Annotated in this window: 21 protein-coding genes; all 21 read right to left on the bottom strand. The window is 62.6% G+C overall.

Annotated elements, in window-relative coordinates; translation table 11 throughout:
* The coding region (locus tag NP534_RS08785; protein ID WP_274098480.1) for an amidohydrolase at positions 1 to 654 on the bottom strand (654 nt) is incomplete at its 3' end.
* Positions 642 to 1,790, bottom strand: a complete 1,149-nt coding sequence (locus NP534_RS08790; RefSeq protein ID WP_033701171.1) for a pyridoxal phosphate-dependent aminotransferase — start codon at positions 1,788 to 1,790, stop codon at positions 642 to 644. The genes NP534_RS08785 and NP534_RS08790, both read right to left, overlap by 13 nt.
* Positions 1,791 to 1,908: 118 nt before the next feature.
* The gene (gene der / locus NP534_RS08795; protein ID WP_033701174.1) at positions 1,909 to 3,372 is read right to left on the bottom strand and encodes a ribosome biogenesis GTPase Der; all 1,464 of its coding nucleotides are present in this window, start codon (positions 3,370 to 3,372) and stop codon (positions 1,909 to 1,911) included.
* Positions 3,373 to 3,489: 117 nt separating this feature from the next.
* Positions 3,490 to 4,632 (bottom strand): outer membrane protein assembly factor BamB, encoded by a 1,143-nt coding sequence (gene bamB, locus NP534_RS08800; protein WP_033701523.1) that lies wholly within the window; start codon positions 4,630 to 4,632, stop codon positions 3,490 to 3,492.
* 1 nt (position 4,633) lies between these two features.
* Complete coding sequence (locus tag NP534_RS08805; protein WP_033701175.1) at positions 4,634 to 5,275, bottom strand: tetratricopeptide repeat protein; 642 nt, start codon at positions 5,273 to 5,275, stop codon at positions 4,634 to 4,636.
* 39 nt (positions 5,276 to 5,314) lie between these two features.
* Positions 5,315 to 6,604, bottom strand: coding sequence for a histidine--tRNA ligase (gene hisS, locus NP534_RS08810; protein WP_274098481.1), 1,290 nt, complete (start codon positions 6,602 to 6,604; stop codon positions 5,315 to 5,317).
* 25 nt (positions 6,605 to 6,629) lie between these two features.
* Entirely contained in the window at positions 6,630 to 7,739 is a 1,110-nt protein-coding gene (ispG, locus tag NP534_RS08815) for a flavodoxin-dependent (E)-4-hydroxy-3-methylbut-2-enyl-diphosphate synthase (protein WP_033701177.1), read from the bottom strand.
* A gap of 3 nt (positions 7,740 to 7,742) precedes the next feature.
* Positions 7,743 to 8,780 (bottom strand): RodZ domain-containing protein, encoded by a 1,038-nt coding sequence (locus NP534_RS08820; RefSeq protein ID WP_274098482.1) that lies wholly within the window; start codon positions 8,778 to 8,780, stop codon positions 7,743 to 7,745.
* On the bottom strand, positions 8,777 to 9,538 hold the full coding sequence (gene pilW, locus NP534_RS08825) for a type IV pilus biogenesis/stability protein PilW (protein ID WP_274098483.1): 762 nt from the start codon (positions 9,536 to 9,538) through the stop codon (positions 8,777 to 8,779). Before pilW ends, NP534_RS08820 begins: the two co-directional genes overlap by 4 nt.
* A gap of 14 nt (positions 9,539 to 9,552) precedes the next feature.
* Positions 9,553 to 10,698, bottom strand: coding sequence for a 23S rRNA (adenine(2503)-C(2))-methyltransferase RlmN (gene rlmN, locus NP534_RS08830; protein WP_033701180.1), 1,146 nt, complete (start codon positions 10,696 to 10,698; stop codon positions 9,553 to 9,555).
* A gap of 28 nt (positions 10,699 to 10,726) precedes the next feature.
* The gene (gene ndk, locus NP534_RS08835) at positions 10,727 to 11,152 is read right to left on the bottom strand and encodes a nucleoside-diphosphate kinase (protein WP_033701183.1); all 426 of its coding nucleotides are present in this window, start codon (positions 11,150 to 11,152) and stop codon (positions 10,727 to 10,729) included.
* Between the two features lie 90 nt (positions 11,153 to 11,242).
* Positions 11,243 to 11,443, bottom strand: coding sequence for a Fe-S cluster assembly protein IscX (gene iscX, locus NP534_RS08840; protein ID WP_003248529.1), 201 nt, complete (start codon positions 11,441 to 11,443; stop codon positions 11,243 to 11,245).
* Between the two features lie 10 nt (positions 11,444 to 11,453).
* Positions 11,454 to 11,795, bottom strand: a complete 342-nt coding sequence (gene fdx / locus NP534_RS08845; protein WP_258714445.1) for an ISC system 2Fe-2S type ferredoxin — start codon at positions 11,793 to 11,795, stop codon at positions 11,454 to 11,456.
* Positions 11,796 to 11,798: 3 nt separating this feature from the next.
* Positions 11,799 to 13,661, bottom strand: coding sequence for a Fe-S protein assembly chaperone HscA (gene hscA, locus NP534_RS08850; protein ID WP_274098484.1), 1,863 nt, complete (start codon positions 13,659 to 13,661; stop codon positions 11,799 to 11,801).
* A 42-nt stretch (positions 13,662 to 13,703) separates the two neighbouring features.
* Entirely contained in the window at positions 13,704 to 14,225 is a 522-nt protein-coding gene (gene hscB, locus NP534_RS08855; RefSeq protein WP_274098485.1) for a co-chaperone HscB, read from the bottom strand.
* An 8-nt stretch (positions 14,226 to 14,233) separates the two neighbouring features.
* Positions 14,234 to 14,557, bottom strand: coding sequence for an iron-sulfur cluster assembly protein IscA (gene iscA, locus NP534_RS08860; protein ID WP_033701188.1), 324 nt, complete (start codon positions 14,555 to 14,557; stop codon positions 14,234 to 14,236).
* A 28-nt stretch (positions 14,558 to 14,585) separates the two neighbouring features.
* Positions 14,586 to 14,972 carry a Fe-S cluster assembly scaffold IscU gene (gene iscU / locus NP534_RS08865; protein ID WP_003248539.1) on the bottom strand — a complete coding sequence of 129 codons (387 nt, stop codon included), beginning with the start codon at positions 14,970 to 14,972 and terminating at the stop codon, positions 14,586 to 14,588.
* 46 nt (positions 14,973 to 15,018) lie between these two features.
* A complete protein-coding gene (locus tag NP534_RS08870; RefSeq protein ID WP_033701189.1) occupies positions 15,019 to 16,233 on the bottom strand; it encodes an IscS subfamily cysteine desulfurase in 1,215 nt (404 codons plus the stop codon).
* Between the two features lie 47 nt (positions 16,234 to 16,280).
* Complete coding sequence (iscR, locus tag NP534_RS08875) at positions 16,281 to 16,772, bottom strand: Fe-S cluster assembly transcriptional regulator IscR (protein WP_027595541.1); 492 nt, start codon at positions 16,770 to 16,772, stop codon at positions 16,281 to 16,283.
* A 179-nt stretch (positions 16,773 to 16,951) separates the two neighbouring features.
* A complete protein-coding gene (cysE, locus tag NP534_RS08880) occupies positions 16,952 to 17,737 on the bottom strand; it encodes a serine O-acetyltransferase (protein WP_033701190.1) in 786 nt (261 codons plus the stop codon).
* A 3-nt stretch (positions 17,738 to 17,740) separates the two neighbouring features.
* Positions 17,741 to 18,496 (bottom strand): tRNA (cytosine(32)/uridine(32)-2'-O)-methyltransferase TrmJ, encoded by a 756-nt coding sequence (gene trmJ, locus NP534_RS08885; RefSeq protein ID WP_274098486.1) that lies wholly within the window; start codon positions 18,494 to 18,496, stop codon positions 17,741 to 17,743.
* Positions 18,497 to 18,605 lie beyond the last annotated feature (109 nt).

Raw genomic sequence — 18,605 nt, forward strand, 5'->3', positions numbered from 1 at the left:
ATTCGAAATCCGTTGTCCCGAATAAGCGAAGCCCTTGCCATCGGTGCCGACGCGGTTCACCGCCGCCACATAACACAGGTTCTCGATGCCGCGGGCCGGCAGCAGGCGGTTCCAGTGCTGGCGGCGCGCGGCCGGCCAGTTGGCGGTATACAACAACAGGTCGGTGTCCTGGGCATCGCGGCTCCACACCGGGAAACGCAGGTCGTAGCAGATCAGTGGGCGCACCCGCCAGCCCTTGATCTCGAACTGCACCTGGCGCTCGCCCGGGGTGTAGTGCTTATGCTCACCGGCCATGCGGAACAGGTGGCGCTTGTCATAGTGCAGGATCTCGCCATCCGGCCGTGCCCAAAGCAAGCGGTTGCGGTGGCTGCCATCGGCGGCCTGGATGATCACGCTGCCGGTGACCACTGCGTCGATCCGCTTGGCCTGGGCCTTGAGCCATTTGTAGGTGGGGCCGTTCTCAGGCTCGGCCAGGCGTTGCGACTCCATGGAAAACCCAGTGGTGAACATCTCGGGCAGGATCACCAGGTCGACATCACCTGCCTGGTCGAGCAATACCTCGAAATGCGCATAGTTGGCCTCGCGGTCATGCCAGGCCAAGGTGGTTTGCACCAGAGCGATTTTCAGGTTGGGCAGTGCACTCAGATCGCGCATAGTTTTTCCGCTGCTTGACGCAGCGTCTCCTCACGTTTGGCAAAGCACAGGCGCACCAGGCGTTGCTCGGGGATGGGTTGCTGGTAGAACACCGACACCGGAATGGTCGCCACGCCATGCTCACGGGTCAGCCACAGCGCCATGTCGACGTCGTTCAGGTCCGGGCGGATCTGCGAATAGTCCACCAGTTGGAAGTAGGTGCCCGCCGCGCGGCGGAAACTGAAGCGCGAACCCGCCAGCAAGTCGCAGAACAGGTCGCGCTTGGCCTGGTAGAAGCCGGGCAGTTGGTCGAGGTGCTCGGGGTGCTCGGCCATGAAGTCCGCGAGCGCGCACTGCAAAGGCGTCACCCCGCAGAAGTTGACGTACTGGTGCACCTTGCGCAGCTCTGCGCTCAGGGCCGCTGGCGCAATCACGTAGCCGGTCTTCCACCCCGTCACATGGTAGGTCTTGCCGAACGAACTGACCACGAAGGCACGGCTATACAGCTCGGCATGGGCCAGCACGCTGGCGTGGCCTACACCGTCGTAGACCAGGTGTTCGTAGACTTCATCACTGACCAGGTAGATATCGCGCTCGGCAATCAGCCGCGCCAACTGGTCCAGGTCTTCTCGGGTGATCAGCGCGCCGCTGGGGTTGTGCGGCGAATTGAGGATGACCATGCGTGTGCGCGGGCTCAGGGCATCGCTGAACTTCTGCCAGTCGATGCGGAAGTCGCCGTCACTGAGCTGTACATGCACGCAACGACCGCCGGCCAGCTCTACGGAAGGTTCATAGCTGTCGTAACAAGGGTCGAAGACGATCACCTCGTCACCGCTGTGGATCACCGCCTGAATGGCGCAGAAGATCGCCTCGGTGGCACCGGGGGTGATGGTCACTTCCTGATCGGCATCGACCTTGGCCCCATACAGGCGCTCGACCTTGGCCGCTACCTGCTGGCGCAGGGCCGGCAGGCCGGTCATCGGCGCGTACTGGTTATGCCCGGCGGCCACATGCCGGCCCACTGCATCGAGCAGGGCCTGCGGGCCATTGAAGTCGGGGAAACCTTGGGAGAGGTTGAGCGCGCCAGTCTGCACGGCGAGCTGGGACATGGTGGTGAAGATGGTCGTGCCGACATTCGGCAGTTTGCTGCGGATCATGGAGCCCTCTTTCCTGGGGACTGAGAGCTATAAGCTACAAGTTTCAAGCCACAAGAAAAAGCGGCATGCATCACCGCCTGCTTTTTCTTGCAGCTTTGAGCTTGTAGCTTGCCGCTAGCTAGCGCTTGTCGCGGCGCTTCTTCTCGGCCTTCTTGTGGTGCGACATCAAGCGGCGCTTCTTGTTGACCTGGCGATCGGTGAGGGTGTTTTTCTTGCCCTCGTACGGGTTTTCACCCCCCTTGTACTCGATACGGATCGGCGTACCGACCAGCTTGAGCACGCGGCGATAGGTGTTTTCCAGGTAACGCGAGTACGACTTGGGAATGCTGTCGGTCTGGTTGCCGTGGATCACGATCAGCGGCGGGTTGGCACCCCCCAAGTGCGCATAGCGCAGTTTGATGCGGCGGCCATTGACCAGCGGCGGCTGGTGCTCGCTCACGGCGTCTTCGAGGATCTGCGTCAGGCGGCTGGTCGGCCAGCGGGTCACCGCCGACATGAACGCGGCCTGTACCGACTTGTACAGGTTGCCCACGCCCGTGCCGTGCAGCGCGGAAATGAAGTGGATGTCGGCGAAGTCGACGAAGAACAGCCGGCGCTCCAGTTCGGTCTTCACGTAGGCGCGCTCACCCGGCTCCATGCCATCCCACTTGTTCAGGGCGATGACGATGGCGCGGCCGGCTTCGAGGGCGAAGCCCAGCAGGTTCAGGTCATGGTCGACCACCCCTTCGCGGGCATCCATGACGAAGATCACGACGTTGGCGTCCTTGATCGCCTGCAGCGTCTTGACCACGGAGAACTTCTCGACTTCCTCGTGGATCTTGCCGCGCTTGCGCACCCCGGCGGTGTCGATGAAGGTGTACTTGTCGCCATCACGCTCGAACGGGATGTAGATACTGTCACGGGTAGTACCCGGCTCGTCGTAGACCACCACGCGCTCTTCGCCGAGCATGCGGTTGACCAGGGTCGACTTGCCGACGTTCGGGCGGCCGATGATGGCGATCTTGATGCCATCCTTTTCGCTCGGGCCAGGGATGCGCACGGCTTCCTCGCCTTCGGCGACGTCCTGGTCCAGCGCTTCGTCTTCGGCATCGCGCGGCAGGTGGCCGAGCACGGCTTCCATCAGGGCGCTGATACCACGGCCCTGGGAGCCCGCCACCGGGATGGCGTTGCCCATGCCCATCGGCGAGAACTCGGCGCGGGCGACGTCAGGGTCGATGTTGTCGATCTTGTTGGCGACCAGAATCGCCGACTTGTTCCGCTTGCGCAGGTGCTCGGCGATCATCAGGTCTGCTGCGGTCATGCCCGCACGGGCATCGACCAGGAACAGCACATAGTCGGCTTCTTCGATGGCCATGAGCGACTGCTCGGCCATCTTCTCGTCCATGCCCACTTCGTCACCGGTGATACCACCGGTGTCGATCAGGATGAAGGAACGACCCTGCCAGGAGGCATCACCATACTGGCGGTCACGGGTCAGACCCGACAGGTCACCGACGATGGCATCGCGGGTTTTGGTCAGGCGGTTGAACATGGTGGATTTGCCGACGTTCGGCCGTCCCACCAGGGCGATTACGGGAACCATGCGGCTCTCCACTCTTGAATTCTTGAAAATGCAAAGGCCGCTGCAAGGCAGCGGCCGGAGTATGTGCGGCGTTTCCTACACCGCGGCTCAAGCCCGTTGGCGGACTTGAGCTTAGCTTCAGCGGACGGTCAGTGCCTCGAGCTTGCCGCTGTTGCCGAAAACGTAGATGGTGTCGCCGACCACCAGGGGCCGGGCGCGCAGGCCATCACTGTCGATTCGCTCGCGACCGACGAAGCGGCCATCGACCTGGCTGAGCAGGTGCAGGTAACCCTCGAAGTCACCTACAGCCACGTAGCTGGAGAACACTTCCGGTGCCGACAGCTGACGGCGAGCCATGGAATCGTTGGTCCACAGGGCGCTGGAAGAGCGCTCGTCGACACTTTCAACGGTACCCGAGGCTTCGCTGACATAGACGTTACCGTAACCCTGGGCGACACCCACGTAGCTGGAAGCATCACGCTGCCACAGCACACGGCCGCTTTCCAGGTCCAGGCCCGCTACGCGGCCCTGGTAGGTGCTGACGTACAGGGTACCACCGGACAGCAGCAAGCCGCCGTCGATATCCACTACGCGGTCCAGCTCGGAACGCCCCTGCGGGATGGCCACGCGGCTCTCCCACACCGGCACGCCGTTGCTGATATCCACCGCGATCACTTTGCCGGTGGACAGGCCGGCAACCGCCATGCGGTTGGTCACGATCGGCGCACCGGTGCCCCGCAGGGTCAGCACGGCCGGGGTGCTTTCATAGATCCAGCGGCGGTCGCCGGTCGCGGCATCGAGGCCGATCAGGCGGTCGTCCTGGGTCTGCACCACCACCACGTCACCATTGTTGGCCGGTGGTGCCAGCACTTCACTGGTCACGCGTGAGCGCCAGCGCTCTTCACCGGTGCTGGAGTCCAGCGCGATGACTTCGCCTTTGAGGGTACCGAGCATGACCAGCCCGTAACCCACACCGACAGCGCCCGACACCTGCAGGTCGAGGTCTTTCTTCCAGGCTACGTCGCCGGTGATACGGTCGAGGGCGAAGACTTCGCCGTTGACGTCGGAGGCATAGATACGGTCGTTTTCGATGGCCGGTACCAGGGTGTTGTACGTCTCGCCCTGGCCGTCACCGATCGAACGGCTCCACTGCTTCTTCAGTACCACTTCCTCGGTGAACTTGGTCAGCTCGGCCGGGGGCAGTTCCTTCTTGCTGTTGCTGCTGCAACCCGCGGCCAGAACGGCCAGGGTCAGCACTGCTGCTTGTTTCCAACCGATCACGTCAGGCGTCCCCTTTGGCCAGGTCATCCAGCTTCAATTGCAGGCCACCGACCGCCGCCTCATCGGACAGCGCGGCCTTGGCTTTTTCATAAGCGCTGTGGGCATCGTCGGCGCGACCAAGCTGTACCAGCAGGTCACCCTTCAATTCTTCGCGGCTGGCCAGGAACGCCTTGTCGGCGTCACCGTCGAGCAGCTTGAGGGCCTCGTCGGCCTTGTCCTGGGCAGCCAGTACACGGGCCAGGCGCTGGCGCGAAATCTCGCCAAGCGTGGTATCGGCTGGCTTGTCCAGCACACCCTTGAGCTCGGCGGCGGCGTCGTCGAGCTTGCCGCTCTCGACCGCGACCTTGGCCACGAACAGGCTGCCATACTGGGCGTAGGCGGTACCGCCGAATTCGCTCTTGAGCTTGCCGGCCAGTTCCGCGACCTTGGTCGCGTCTGGCTGGCCGCTTGGCGTCAGGCTGGTCTCAAGCAATGCCTGGTACAGCTGCGAGGCACCTTGCGACTGGTTGTTCTGGTACTTGTGCCAGGTATTCCAGCCCAACACCACCACGCCGGCCAGCAGGGCACCGGTCAGCAGTGGCTTGCCGTTGCGGTTCCACCAGTCCTTGACCCCTGCCAGGTCATCATCATCTGTACTCGACACCCCAATACTCCTTTTCGCCTATTCGCTTGTTGAACCGCGTTACGCCTGAGCGATTGCGGTTTCCAGGTGCTCAGCCAGAGCATCCCAGGCAATGTTCTGTTGTTCGCCCTGGCCACGCAGGGGCTTCACGCCGATTTCCTGCTTGGCCAGCTCGTCGTCGCCAAGAATCAGGGCCAACAGCGCGCCGCTCTTGTCGGCTTTCTTGAATTGGCTCTTGAAGCTGCCGCCACCAGCGTTGACCACCAGGCGCAGGCCCGGCAGGCGATCACGCAGGTTTTCGGACAGACGCAGGCCAGCCAGCTCTGCCTGTTCACCGAAGGCGCAGAGGTAGACATCGACCTGACGGCTGATCGACTCGGGCACCTTGCCCAGGGTCTCCAGCAGCAGAATCAAGCGCTCGATACCCATGGCGAAACCTACACCAGTGGTCGGCTTGCCGCCCATCTGCTCGACCAGGCCGTCGTAGCGGCCACCGGCACAGACGGTGCCTTGGGCACCGAGCTTGTCGGTCACCCACTCGAACACGGTCTTGCTGTAGTAGTCCAGGCCACGCACCAGCTTGGTGTTGATCACGAACGGGATGCCGGCCGCATCCAGACGGGCTTTGAGGCCCTCGAAGTGCACGCGGGACGCTTCGTCCAGGTAATCTTCGAGCTTCGGTGCACCGACCAGCACCGCCTGGGTGTTCTGGTCCTTGCTGTCGAGGATGCGCAGCGGGTTGCTCTTGAGGCGACGCTGGCTGTCTTCGTCCAGCTGCTCAAGGCGTGCCGACAGGAACTCGACCAGGGCATCACGGTAGCGCGCACGGGCTTCGCTGGTGCCCAGGCTGTTGAGCTCGAGCTTGACCGCGTCCTGGATGCCCAGCAGGCCCCACAGGCGCCAGGTCAGCATGATCAGCTCGGCGTCGATGTCCGGGCCGTCGAGGTTGAACACTTCCACGCCGATCTGGTGGAACTGGCGGTAACGGCCTTTCTGCGGGCGCTCGTGGCGGAACATCTGGCCGATGTACCACAGCTTCTGCACCTGGCCGTTGCCGGTGATGCCATGCTCCAGCACGGCACGCACGCAGGCGGCGGTACCTTCAGGGCGCAGGGTGAGCGAATCGCCGTTGCGGTCCTCGAAGGTGTACATCTCTTTTTCGACGATGTCGGTCACTTCACCGATGGAGCGTTTGAACAGCTCGGTGAACTCGACGATCGGCGTGCGGATCTGGCTGTACCCGTAGGTATCCAGCAGACCGGCCACGGTGCCTTCGAAGTAGCGCCACAGTGGCGACTGTTCTGGCAGGATGTCGTTCATGCCACGGATGGCTTGCAGCGATTTGCTCACGAAAAGTCCTTACGAATGCTGTGTGTCAGCCACGGGCGATCAGCGCCGCGTCGGCCTCGGCCTTCTCGGCCGCTTTCTGGCGGATGAGCTTCTCGAGCTCATCGACCAGGTTGTCATTGGTCAGCTTCTGCGCCGGTTTGCCGTCGATGTAGATCAGGTTCGGCGTACCGCCGGTCAGCCCTACATGGGCTTCCTTGGCTTCGCCGGGGCCGTTGACCACACAACCGATCACCGCCACGTCCAGCGGTACCAGCAGGTCTTCCAGGCGCCCTTCCAGCTCGTTCATGGTCTTGACCACATCGAAGTTCTGCCGCGAGCAGCTCGGGCAGGCGATGAAGTTGATGCCACGCGAACGCAGGTGCAGCGACTTGAGGATGTCGTAGCCGACCTTCACTTCTTCGACCGGGTCAGCGGCCAGGGAGATACGAATGGTATCGCCGATGCCCTCGGCCAGCAGCATACCGAGGCCGACGGCGGATTTCACCGTCCCCGATCGCAGGCCACCGGCTTCGGTGATGCCCAGGTGCAGGGGCTGGATGATCTGCTTGGCCAGCAGGCGATAGGCTTCGACGGCCATGAACACGTCGGAGGCCTTGACGCTGACCTTGAAGTCCTGGAAATCCAGGCGGTCCAGGTGCTCGACATGGCGCAGCGCCGACTCGACCAGCGCCGCTGGGGTCGGTTCGCCGTACTTCTTCTGCAGGTCCTTTTCCAGGGAGCCTGCGTTGACGCCGATACGGATCGGGATACCGCGGTCACGGGCGGCATCGACCACCGCGCGTACACGGTCTTCACGGCCGATGTTGCCCGGGTTGATACGCAGGCAGTCGACACCCAGCTCGGCCACGCGCAGCGCGATCTTGTAGTCGAAATGAATGTCGGCGACCAGCGGCACGCTCACCCGTTGCTTGATGCGGCCGAATGCCTCGGCGGCGTCCATGTCCGGTACCGAGACGCGCACGATGTCGACACCGGCATCGACCAGACGCTGGATCTGGCCGACGGTGGCGTCGACATCGTTGGTGTCGGTGTTGGTCATGCTTTGCACCGCGATGGGCGCATCACCACCCACCGGCACATTGCCGACCCAGATTTTGCGGGATTCGCGACGTTTGATCGGAGATTCGCCGTGCATGACTTACTGTCCCAACTTCAGGCGAGCAGTCTCGCCACTGGTGAACGGAGCAACATCGACGGCCTGGCCGTTGTAGCTGACCTGGGCGCCACGGGCAAAGCCCAGGCGTACCGCGAACGGCGGTTTGCCGGTCAGCTCGAGGTTGTCGCCCTTGCGCTTGACCGCGCTGAACAGCACCTTGCCGTTGCCGTCGGAGACCTGGGTCCAGCAATCGGCAGTGAACTGGATGGCGACCTTGGCGCTACCGGCAGGTACTGCGACCGGTGCGGCCGGCTCGGCGGCGGCTACCACAGGGGCAGCAGCGACAGGTGCCGTGGCAGCAGGTGCTACTGCAGCAGGTGCTGGCGTTGGCGCAGTGGCTGCGGCGGGCACTTGTGCCTGCGCGGCCGGGGCTGGCGTTGCGTTTGCAGCTGGGGTTTGCGCAGGGCTGGCCGGCGCTTGCTCGGCGGCGGCAGGCGGCTGTTCGCCAGCGGCCTGTTCCAGCGGCAACGGTGCGCTTTCGGGTTGCTGGCCTGCCGTCACGGCCTGGTCTTCAGGCTCGTCCAACGGGTGGATCTGCGTGGTGCCGTCGGCGCTCTCGACCTCGACGTGCTCCAGGGCGATCTTGGCCAGGTCCTTGCCCCGCAAGCTGCCCTGGTCCTGCCACCAGACGAAACCACCACCGACCACTGCCACCAGCAGCAACAGGCTGACACCGCGCAGGATGTTGTGCGACAGGCGCACCGGTTCTTCGATGCGGCCCAGCGAATGCACTTCACTGCCCTTGGCATGGGTACCGGTGTACTGGTCGAAGGCCTCGACCAACGCGGCCTGGTCCAGGTCCATCAGTTTGGCATAGGCGCGGATATAACCACGGGCGAAGGTGTGCCCGGGCAGCTTGTCGAAGGCGCCGGTTTCCACGTGGTTCAACGAACTGACAGTGAGGTTGAGCTTGCGGGCCACCTCGGCTTGTGACCAGTCCCGCTTCTCACGGGCCTGGCGCAAAAGCTCACCGGGGTTCTGGCCAGGCGCTACTGCTACTTCGGGATGCGCGGCGTTCATCGTTGCTCCGACAGGTATTGCTGATATTCCGGCGTACCGGGATAAAGTCGTTGTAATTGCTGGCCCAGGTCGGCCAGTGTGCCCTGCTCGTCGAATACCCGGGCAAGGCGGCTGCCCAGCAGAAGGCTACGGGCGTCATGGTCGCTCAACCGGCTGAAACGATCGTAGTAGTCCAGGGCCGGCACATAATGCCTGTTTTCGTAGGACAACTCAGCCATTTCCAGCAACGCTTTCGGTTGCTGCGGGTTGAGTTGCAACGCTTTGAACAGATATGTGTGGGCCTGGTCACGACGTTCGAGCTTCAGGGCAGTCAGGCCAAGGTTCTCGTACACGCGGGAGCGTTCAGGATACAGGGTATCGGCGCTGGCCAGGCGAAACATCTGCTTGGCCTCGGCAAATCGCCCCTGAGCATAAAGGAAACTGCCGTAATTGTTGCGAATTCGCGTATCGCCAGGGCGTGCCTGCAGGGCTTTTTGAAAGTGTTTCTCCGCCAACCCCGGCTCACCCTGCGCCTGAAACACCAGCGCCAGGGCGGCGTGTGCGCCGGCATCGCTGGCGTCGAGGGCGAGGGCTTTGCCCAGCGGCGCCTTGGCCTGCTCGGTCAGGCCTTGTTGCAAATACCCCAGCCCAAGCTGCACATAAGCCCTGCCCGCCTCTTCCCGCCCCTGCCGACTGGCCAGCGGATCGCCCGCGCCGCCCGACACGCAGCCGGCCAGCAGCAAAAGCGCAAGGATCGACAGCGCGGCGCGCAGGCTCATGGCTAGGTTCTCGGTCAGTGGCGCGCGGCGCTGTCTGGCAGCTCGGCGTCGGCAGACAACTGGCGCACGGCGATGTAGCGCTCACTGCGGCGAGTACGGTCGTTGACCTGGCCGACCAGCTGACCACAGGCGGCGTCGATGTCCTCGCCACGGGTGGTACGGGTGGTGACGTTGAAGCCGCCGTGGTGCAGCAGGTCCTGGAAGCGGCGAATAGCATTGTTGCTAGGGCGCTCGTAACCGGAATGCGGGAACGGGTTGAACGGGATCAGGTTGATCTTGCACGGCACGTCGCGCAGCAGCTCGATCATCTGTGCAGCGTGCTCGGGCTGGTCGTTGACGTCCTTGAGCAGGGTGTACTCGACCGTCAGCACGCGCTTGCCGCCCAGGGTGGCCATGTAGCCCATGCACGACTCCAGCAGCACCTTCAACGGGTACTTCTTGTTGATCGGCACCAACTGGTTGCGCAGCGCGTCGTTCGGCGCGTGCAGCGACAGGGCCAGCGACACGTCGATGTGCTTGGCCAGCTCGTCGATCATCGGCACCACGCCCGATGTGGACAAGGTGACGCGACGTTTGGAAATGCCATAGCCCAGATCATCCATCATGATCTTCATGGCGGCGATGACATTGTCGAAGTTCAGCAGAGGCTCGCCCATGCCCATCATGACCACGTTGGTAATCGCGCGGTCGACTTTGGCCGGGACGGTCCCGAAAGATTTGTTGGCAAGCCACACCTGGCCGATCACTTCGGCGGCGGTGAGGTTGCTGTTGAAGCCTTGCTTGCCGGTGGAGCAGAAACTGCAATCCAGGGCGCAGCCGGCTTGCGACGAGACGCACAAAGTGCCGCGGTCGTCGGTGGGAATGTAGACGGTCTCGACGCAGCTGCCGGAGGCAACGCGGATCACCCATTTACGGGTGCCGTCGGCGGAAATGTCTTCACTGACCACTTCCGGTGGGCGAATTTCGGCAACAGCCTCGAGCTTTTCGCGCAAGGCCTTGCCGACGTTCGTCATGGCGGCGAAATCATCGACGCCAAAATGGTGAATCCATTTCATCACCTGGCCGGCACGGAAGCGCTTCTCCCCGATAGAGTCGAAGAATTGTTCCATTTCCGGCTGGGTCAGGCCCAACAGGTTGATTTTGCCAGTAGATGTCGTCATGGATTCACCCTCACCCGTAAGCTTTCGCTTAGCGAGTGGTTACCTCGGTAGCAGCGAAGAAGTAAGCGATTTCGCGAGCAGCAGCAGCTTCGGAGTCCGAACCGTGAACGGCGTTGGCGTCGATCGACTCGGCGAAGTCAGCACGGATGGTGCCGGCAGCAGCTTCTTTAGGGTTGGTAGCGCCCATCAGCTCACGGTTCAGAGCGATGGCGTTTTCGCCTTCCAGAACCTGAACGACAACCGGACCGGAAGTCATGAAGGCAACCAGGTCGCCGAAGAAGCCGCGCTCGCTGTGCTCAGCGTAGAAGCCTTCGGCTTCGGCTTTGGACAGTTGCTTGATTTTCGAGGCAACGATTTTCAGGCCGGCGTCTTCGAAGCGAGTGGTGATCTTGCCGATGACGTTTTTGGCAACTGCGTCAGGCTTGATGATCGAGAAAGTACGTTGAACAGCCATGGAAAACTCCAGAAATATGAGTGTTGCGAAAAATTAAACCCGCGAATTATACGCGGGTTCCAGGGGATTGCCTAACCTGCAGCGTCGCGCTTAGTCGGCTTCATCAATCCAGGCCGCCTGGATGGCCTCGAGCACTTTCTCACCGCCGCGTGACGGATCGTCGCTGAACTCTGGCAATGCCAGCACCCAGCGGTGCAGATCGACGAAATTCACATAACGAGGATCGACTTCCGGCTTGCTTTCTGCAAGCTGGATGGCGATCTCAAGTACATCAACCCATTTCAGACTCATGCAAAAATCCTCAGTGGGGCGCTTCGGCAGCGTGGTTGAGCGAATACTTGGGGATCTCTATGGCCAGGTCCTGGTCACCGACGACTACCTGGCAGCCGAGGCGCGACTGGGCCTCCAGGCCCCAGGCCTTGTCCAGCATGTCCTCTTCCAGCTCGTCGGCTTCATCGAGCGAGTCGAAACCTTTGCGAACAATGCAGTGACAGGTGGTGCAGGCCTTTACGCCACCGCAGGCGCTTTCCATCTCGATGTGATGGTCGTGGGCCAGCTCCAGGATGTTGGTCCCGGGCGCGACCTCCACGGTCAGCCCCTCCGGGCAGAACTTCTCATGCGGCAGGAATGTCACCAGCGGCATCGGTTACTCCTCGATCTCATTCAGGTTGCGCCCGGCCAGTGCGGCTTTGACCGTCGAATCAAGGCGACGGGCGGCAAATGCATCGGTCACCTGCGACAGACGCTTGGTCTGTTGCTCGATGGCAGGGCCATCGGTGCCGGTCAGCAAATCACGTAGTTCTTGCATCTGGAATTCAATGGCTTCACGTTCTTCGCTGCTGAGCAGCCGCTCGCCATCGGCGTCCAGGGCGCCCTGCACCGCTTCGAGCAGACGCTCGCCATCAACCTGGTGTTCACGCAGCTGACGCGCCTGCTTGTCGTTGCCTGCGTGCTCGAACGAATCCTTGAGCATGCGGGCGATCTCGCCGTCGGTCAGGCCGTAGGATGGCTTGACCTGAATGCTGGCCTCGACCCCCGACCCCAGTTCGCGGGCCGCGACGCTGAGCAGGCCATCGGCATCGACCTGGAAGGTCACACGGATCTTCGCGGCGCCGGCAACCATCGCCGGGATGCCGCGCAGTTCGAAGCGCGCCAGGGAGCGGCAGTCGCTGATCAGCTCGCGTTCGCCCTGCAGCACGTGGATCATCATGGCCGACTGGCCATCTTTATAAGTGGTGAACTCCTGGGCACGCGCCACCGGAATGGTGGTGTTGCGCGGAATCACTTTCTCCATCAACCCCCCCATGGTCTCAAGGCCCAGGGACAGCGGGATGACATCGAGCAGCAGCAACTCGCCACCTTCGCGGCGGTTGCCAGCCAAGGTGTCGGCCTGGATGGCAGCACCGATGGCCACCACCTGGTCCGGGTCGATCGAGGTCAGCGGGGTGCGGCCGAACAGGCTGCCGACAGCGTCACGCACGCGGGGTACGCGGGTCGAACCGCCCACCATCACCACGGCACCGACCTCTTCCAGCTCGACGCCGCTGTCGCGCACGGCGCGGCGGCAGGCCTTGAGGCTGCGGGCGACCAACGGTTCGATCATGGCTTCAAAGGCCGCACGGCTCAGCTCGTCCTGCCAGGCACCGTGGCGGACACTGACTACGTCGGCATCGGTCAGGGCTTCCTTGGCGGCGCAGGCGGCCTGCAGCAGCTGGCGCTGGGTGGCCGGGTCCAGATCGGAGGACAGGCCAGCCTGCTCGATGATCCAGCCAGCAATGGCATGGTCGAAATCATCGCCGCCCAAGGCGGTATCGCCGCCGGTGGCCAGGACTTCGAAGACACCGGCCGTCAGGCGCAGGATGGAAATATCGAAGGTACCGCCACCCAGGTCATAGATGGCCACCACGCCTTCGGCGTTCTGGTCCAGGCCATAGGCCACGGCCGCTGCGGTCGGCTCGTTGAGCAGGCGCAGTACATTGAGGCCGGCCAGGCGCGCAGCGTCCTTGGTGGCCTGGCGCTGGGCGTCGTCGAAATAGGCCGGCACGGTGATCACCGCCCCCACCAGATCGCCGCCGAGGGTTTGCTCGGCGCGCTCACGCAGCACCTTGAGGATATCGGCGGACACTTCCACCGGGCTTTTCGGCCCCTGGACGGTATCGATGAACGGCATGTGCGACTCACCGCCAATGAAGCGGTAAGGCAGCTGTTCGCCCAGTTGCTTGACGTCGGCCAGACCACGCCCCATCAGGCGCTTTACCGACAGCACGGTGTTCAGTGGGTCGCTGGAAGCGGCATCGCGCGCAGCCTGCCCGACTTCGCTGCGCCCTTCGAGGTAGCGCACCGCAGACGGCAGAATGACATTACCCTGCGCATCGGGCAGGGGCTCGCTGCGACCGCTGCGCAAGGCAGCGACCAGAGAATTGGTGGTACCCAGGTCGATACCCACCGCCAGGCGACGCTGGTGCGGCTGAGGGGTCTGACCGGGTTCGGCGATCTGCAGTAGGGCCATGCTTATCTGAATACCTTAGGCGTCATCACGAAAGACACCGGGTTAATCGTCGAGGCGCTCTTCCAGTTGGCGCACTTCTTGGGCGAGCTTGTCGAGGAATTGCATGCGGCGCATCAGGCGCTCGGCCTTCTCGCGCTCGTCTGCAACGTCCCAACAGGCGGCGAAGTCCTCGTTCAGCGTGTCCTGGGCGGCCTTGAGGCGCTTCTTGAACACGCCGACACCCTCAAGGTCGGCTTCGTCCTGCAGCTCTTCGAGCTCTTCACGCAACTGCATCTGCTGCAACAGGAAGTCGGGGTCGTGGACCGTGACTTCCTGAGGCACTTCATGGCCACCGATGGCCAGCAGGTAGCGGGCTCGGCGCGGCGCATTGCGCAGGGTCTGGTAGGCGTCGTTGAGGGCTGCGGATTTTTCCAGCGCTACGCGCTGCTCACGCTCGGAGGCGTCGGCAAAGCGATCAGGATGGACTTCGCGGGCCAGCTCGCGGTAGCGAGTGGCCAGCTTGTCGAGATCCAGGCGGAAGCTTGGCTGGAGGTCAAACAGTGCGAAATGACAAGGAGTACCCACAGCCAGCCTCAGACGTTGAAGCTTTCGCCGCAGCCACACTCACCGCGCACGTTGGGGTTGTTGAACCTGAAGCCTTCGTTCAACCCTTCCTTGACGAAGTCCAGTTCGGTGCCGTCGAGGTACACCAGGCTCTTGGGATCGATGATCACCTTGACGCCATGGTTCTCGAACACCGTGTCTTCGTCAGCCAGCTCGTCGACGAACTCCAGCACGTAGGCCAGGCCCGAACAACCGGTGGTGCGCACGCCCAGGCGAATACCTTCGCCCTTGCCGCGCCCCTCGAGGGAACGCCGCACATGGTTGGCGGCGGCTTCTGTCATGCTGATAGCCATCAGAACTCCTTACCTCGCAACAGGCGACTTAGATCAAGCCTTTCTTCTGCTTGTAATCGCGTACGGCTGCCTTGATGGCATCCTCGGCGAGTACCGAGCAGTGGATCTTGACCGGCGGCAACGCCAGTTCTTCGGCCAGCTGGGTGTTCTTGATGGTTTCGGCTTCGTCCAGGGTCTTGCCCTTCATCCACTCGGTGGCGAGGGAGCTGGAGGCGATGGCCGAACCGCAGCCGTAGGTCTTGAACTTGGCGTCTTCGATGACGCCCTGCTCGTTGACCTTGATCTGCAGACGCATCACGTCACCGCAGGCCGGCGCGCCGACCATGCCGGTACCGACATCCGGGTCCTCGGCATTCATCTTGCCGACGTTGCGCGGGTTTTCGTAGTGGTCGATGACCTTTTCACTGTATGCCATGGTGCAATTCCTTCCTCATCAGGGAGCCGCTCTTGCCGGCGACTGCTTAGTGGGCGGCCCACTCGATCTTGGAGATGTCAACGCCGTCTTTGTACATGTCCCACAGCGGCGACAGCTCACGCAGTTTGTTAACGGCCTCGCAGACTTTCTGCGCGGCGTAGTCGACTTCTTCTTCAGTGGTGAAGCGGCCGAAGGAGAAGCGGATCGAGCTGTGCGCCAGCTCGTCGTTGCGGCCCAGAGCGCGCAGTACGTACGACGGCTCGAGCGAAGCGGAGGTACAGGCCGAACCGGACGATACCGCGATGTCCTTCAGCGACATCAGCAGCGACTCACCTTCGACGTAGTTGAAGCTCAGGTTCAGGTTGTGCGGTACACGGGCGGTCTGGCTGCCGTTGACGTACAGCTCTTCGAGGTCCGAAACCTGCTTGAAGAAGCGGTCGCTCAGGGCCTTGATGCGCACGTTTTCGCTGGCCATCTCTTGCTTGGCGATGGCGAACGCCTCGCCCATGCCGACGATCTGGTGGGTTGGCAGGGTGCCCGAACGCATGCCGCGCTCATGGCCACCGCCGTGAATGATTGCCTCGAGGCGCACACGCGGCTTGCGGCTGACGTACAGCGCGCCGATGCCTTTGGGGCCGTAGACCTTGTGCGCCGAGAACGACATCAGGTCGACCTTCAGCTTCTGCACATCGATTTCGACCTTGCCGGCCGACTGGGCGGCGTCGACATGGAACAGCACGCCGCGCGAGCGGGTCAGCTCACCAATGGCGGCGATGTCGTTGATCGAGCCGACTTCGTTGTTGACGTGCATCAGCGAGACCAGAATGGTGTCGTCGCGCAGCACAGCCTCGACCATGGCCGGGGTGACGATACCGTCTTCGCCTGGCTCCAGGTAGGTGACTTCGAAACCTTCACGTTCGAGCTGGCGAGCGGTGTCCAGGACCGCCTTGTGCTCGATCTTGGAGGTGATGATGTGCTTGCCCTTGGTCTGATAGAAGTGCGCGACACCTTTGAGTGCGAGGTTGTCGGACTCGGTGGCACCGCTGGTCCAGACGATTTCACGCGGATCGGCGTTGATCAGTTCGGCGACCTGGCGACGACCGTTCTCGACCGCTTCCTCGGCTTTCCAGCCGAAGACGTGGGAGCGCGAAGCCGGGTTACCGAAGTTCCCGTCGACCAGCAGGCAGTCGGCCATCTTCTGGGCGACACGTGGGTCGACCGGGGTGGTCGCGGAGTAATCGAGGTAGATCGGCAACTTCATGGATATCTCCTATCAGGCGGTGGCGTCGCTCGTCGCTGTTATAAAGGTCAGTCGACGGCGGACGTCTCAATCTTGTCCAACTGGGCGGATCGGCCTGCGACACGACGCAGGTCCTGGCGCTGGGCGACTTCCTGCACCTCACGGCGCTTGACGAGGTCGGCCAGGCTGATGCCGCTGAGGAATTCATGGATCTGCTGGCTGAGATCGCACCACAGGTGGTGGGTCAGGCAGGTATCACCGGCATGGCAATCCCCAAGGCCCTGGCAACGGGTGGCATCGACCGATTCATTGACCGCGTCGATGACCTGAGCCACCTGGATGGTTTCCATGCCCCGCGACAGCTGATAGCCACCGCCTGGACCGCGCACACTGGATACCAGGCTGCTGCGGCGCAGCTTGGCGAACAGCTGCTCCAGATAAGAGAGGGAAATGCCCTGGCGCTCGGAAATGTCGGCCAAAGACACGGGCCCATGCTGCGCGTGTAACGCCAAGTCAAGCATGGCTGTCACGGCGTATCGGCCTTTAGTAGTCAGTCGCATGGCTATTGGGTACCACGGGAGTTACAGGATGTGAGCGAGTATGCGATTCCCGAGCATTTAAGTCAACTATTAGACCTACTGCTTTAGTCGGGTTTTACATCGGGAGGCGGGCGCGATTGTAGCAGACGAGGGGCGTGAGCACACGCCCCGTATGTCACCACGGCTTCAGCGCGACGCGATCAATGCGACTGAGTGTCGCGCTGGGCGGCCTGGGCAGCCTCGGTGAAGTCATCCTCCGGCAGCGCCGGCAACTCCTTGGCACAGTAGTCGCTGCCCATCTTGGTCAGCGCGCCGCACATGCCCTCCAGGCGCTCATCCACCGCTTGCAGGTGGTCGAGCATCTGCCCGATGGCACGTGCGACCGGATCTGGCATGTCGCCACTGACGCCATACGCATCGAAGCCGATCTTCTCGGCCATGGCCTTGCGCCGGGCTTCGACTTCGTTTTCTTCGCTCTTGACGATGATGCGGCCCGGGATACCGACTGCGGTCGCCCCTGCTGGCACGGCCTTGGTCACCACCGCATTGGAGCCGATCTTGGCCCCGGCACCTACGGTGAACGGGCCCAGCACCTTGGCCCCCGCCCCCACCACCACGCCGTTTTCCAGGGTCGGATGGCGCTTGCCTTTATTCCAGCTGGTGCCGCCCAGGGTCACACCCTGATAAAGCGTGACGTCATCGCCGATCTCGGCGGTCTCGCCGATGACGATCCCCATGCCGTGGTCGATGAAGAAACGCCGGCCAATGGTGGCGCCAGGGTGGATCTCGATCCCGGTCATCCAGCGCCCGAAGTTCGACACAAGCCGGGCCAGCCATTTGAAATCACGCGTCCACAAGGCATTGCCCAGCCGGTGCAGCCAGATGGCATGCATGCCCGGGTAGCAGGTCAGCACCTCGAAGGCGTTGCGCGCTGCCGGGTCACGATGGAATACGCTTTGAATATCTTCACGCAGGCGTTCGAACATCTGTCAGTCCTTCCTTTTATGCGGTTCGCCCCGAGCCACTTTCTGGGTCTCGGTGAGGATGCCGCGCAAAATGCTCATTTCCGGACGGTTCACCGAGCTGCGCCCGTACAGCCGGCGCAGGCGCGCCATCAGGTGCTTGGGCTTCTCGGGATCAAGGAAGCCGATGTCCACCAGGGTCTTTTCCAGGTGGTCGTAGAACAGCTCCATTTCGTCCATGGTCGCCAGCTCGCTGGCGTCGGCCTTCTCGACTTTCGCCGGGGCATCCTCGGCTGCGAGCCAGGCCATGCGCACCTCATAAGAGAGCACCTGGACCGCGGCGGCCAGATTCAGCGAGCTGAAGTCGGGGTTCGAGGGAATGTGCACGTGGAAGTGACATCGCTGCAGTTCGTCGTTGGTCAGGCCGGCGTGTTCGCGACCGAACACCAGGGCGATTTCCTCGCCACCCAGCGCATGCTCCACAGCCTTGGCCCCGCATTCGCGAGGGTCGATCAACGGCCAGGGGATGCTGCGCTCGCGGGCACTGGTACCCATCACCAGGTTACAGCCGACCAGCGCCTGCTCGAGGCTATCGACGACCTGGGCGCTACCCAGCACATCGTCGGCGCCGGAGGCCCGGGCACTGGCTTCGGCATCGGGAAACGCTTTTGGCTGCACCAGCACCAGACGCGACAAGCCCATGTTTTTCATGGCACGCGCAGCGCCGCCGATGTTGCCGGGGTGGCTGGTATTGACCAGAACAACACGAATATTTTGCAGCACGGTGTTGTGCTCTCAGAGGCAGATATCAGGGCCTTCGATCTTACAGAACCGACAGACGTAACGCCATGAAAGCAAATGTGACACTTCTGCCGTCAAAGTTTTCTGCTAG

The sequence above is a fragment of the Pseudomonas sp. 39004 genome, assembly GCF_028682155.1.
Classification (GTDB): Bacteria; Pseudomonadota; Gammaproteobacteria; order Pseudomonadales; family Pseudomonadaceae; genus Aquipseudomonas; species Aquipseudomonas capeferrum.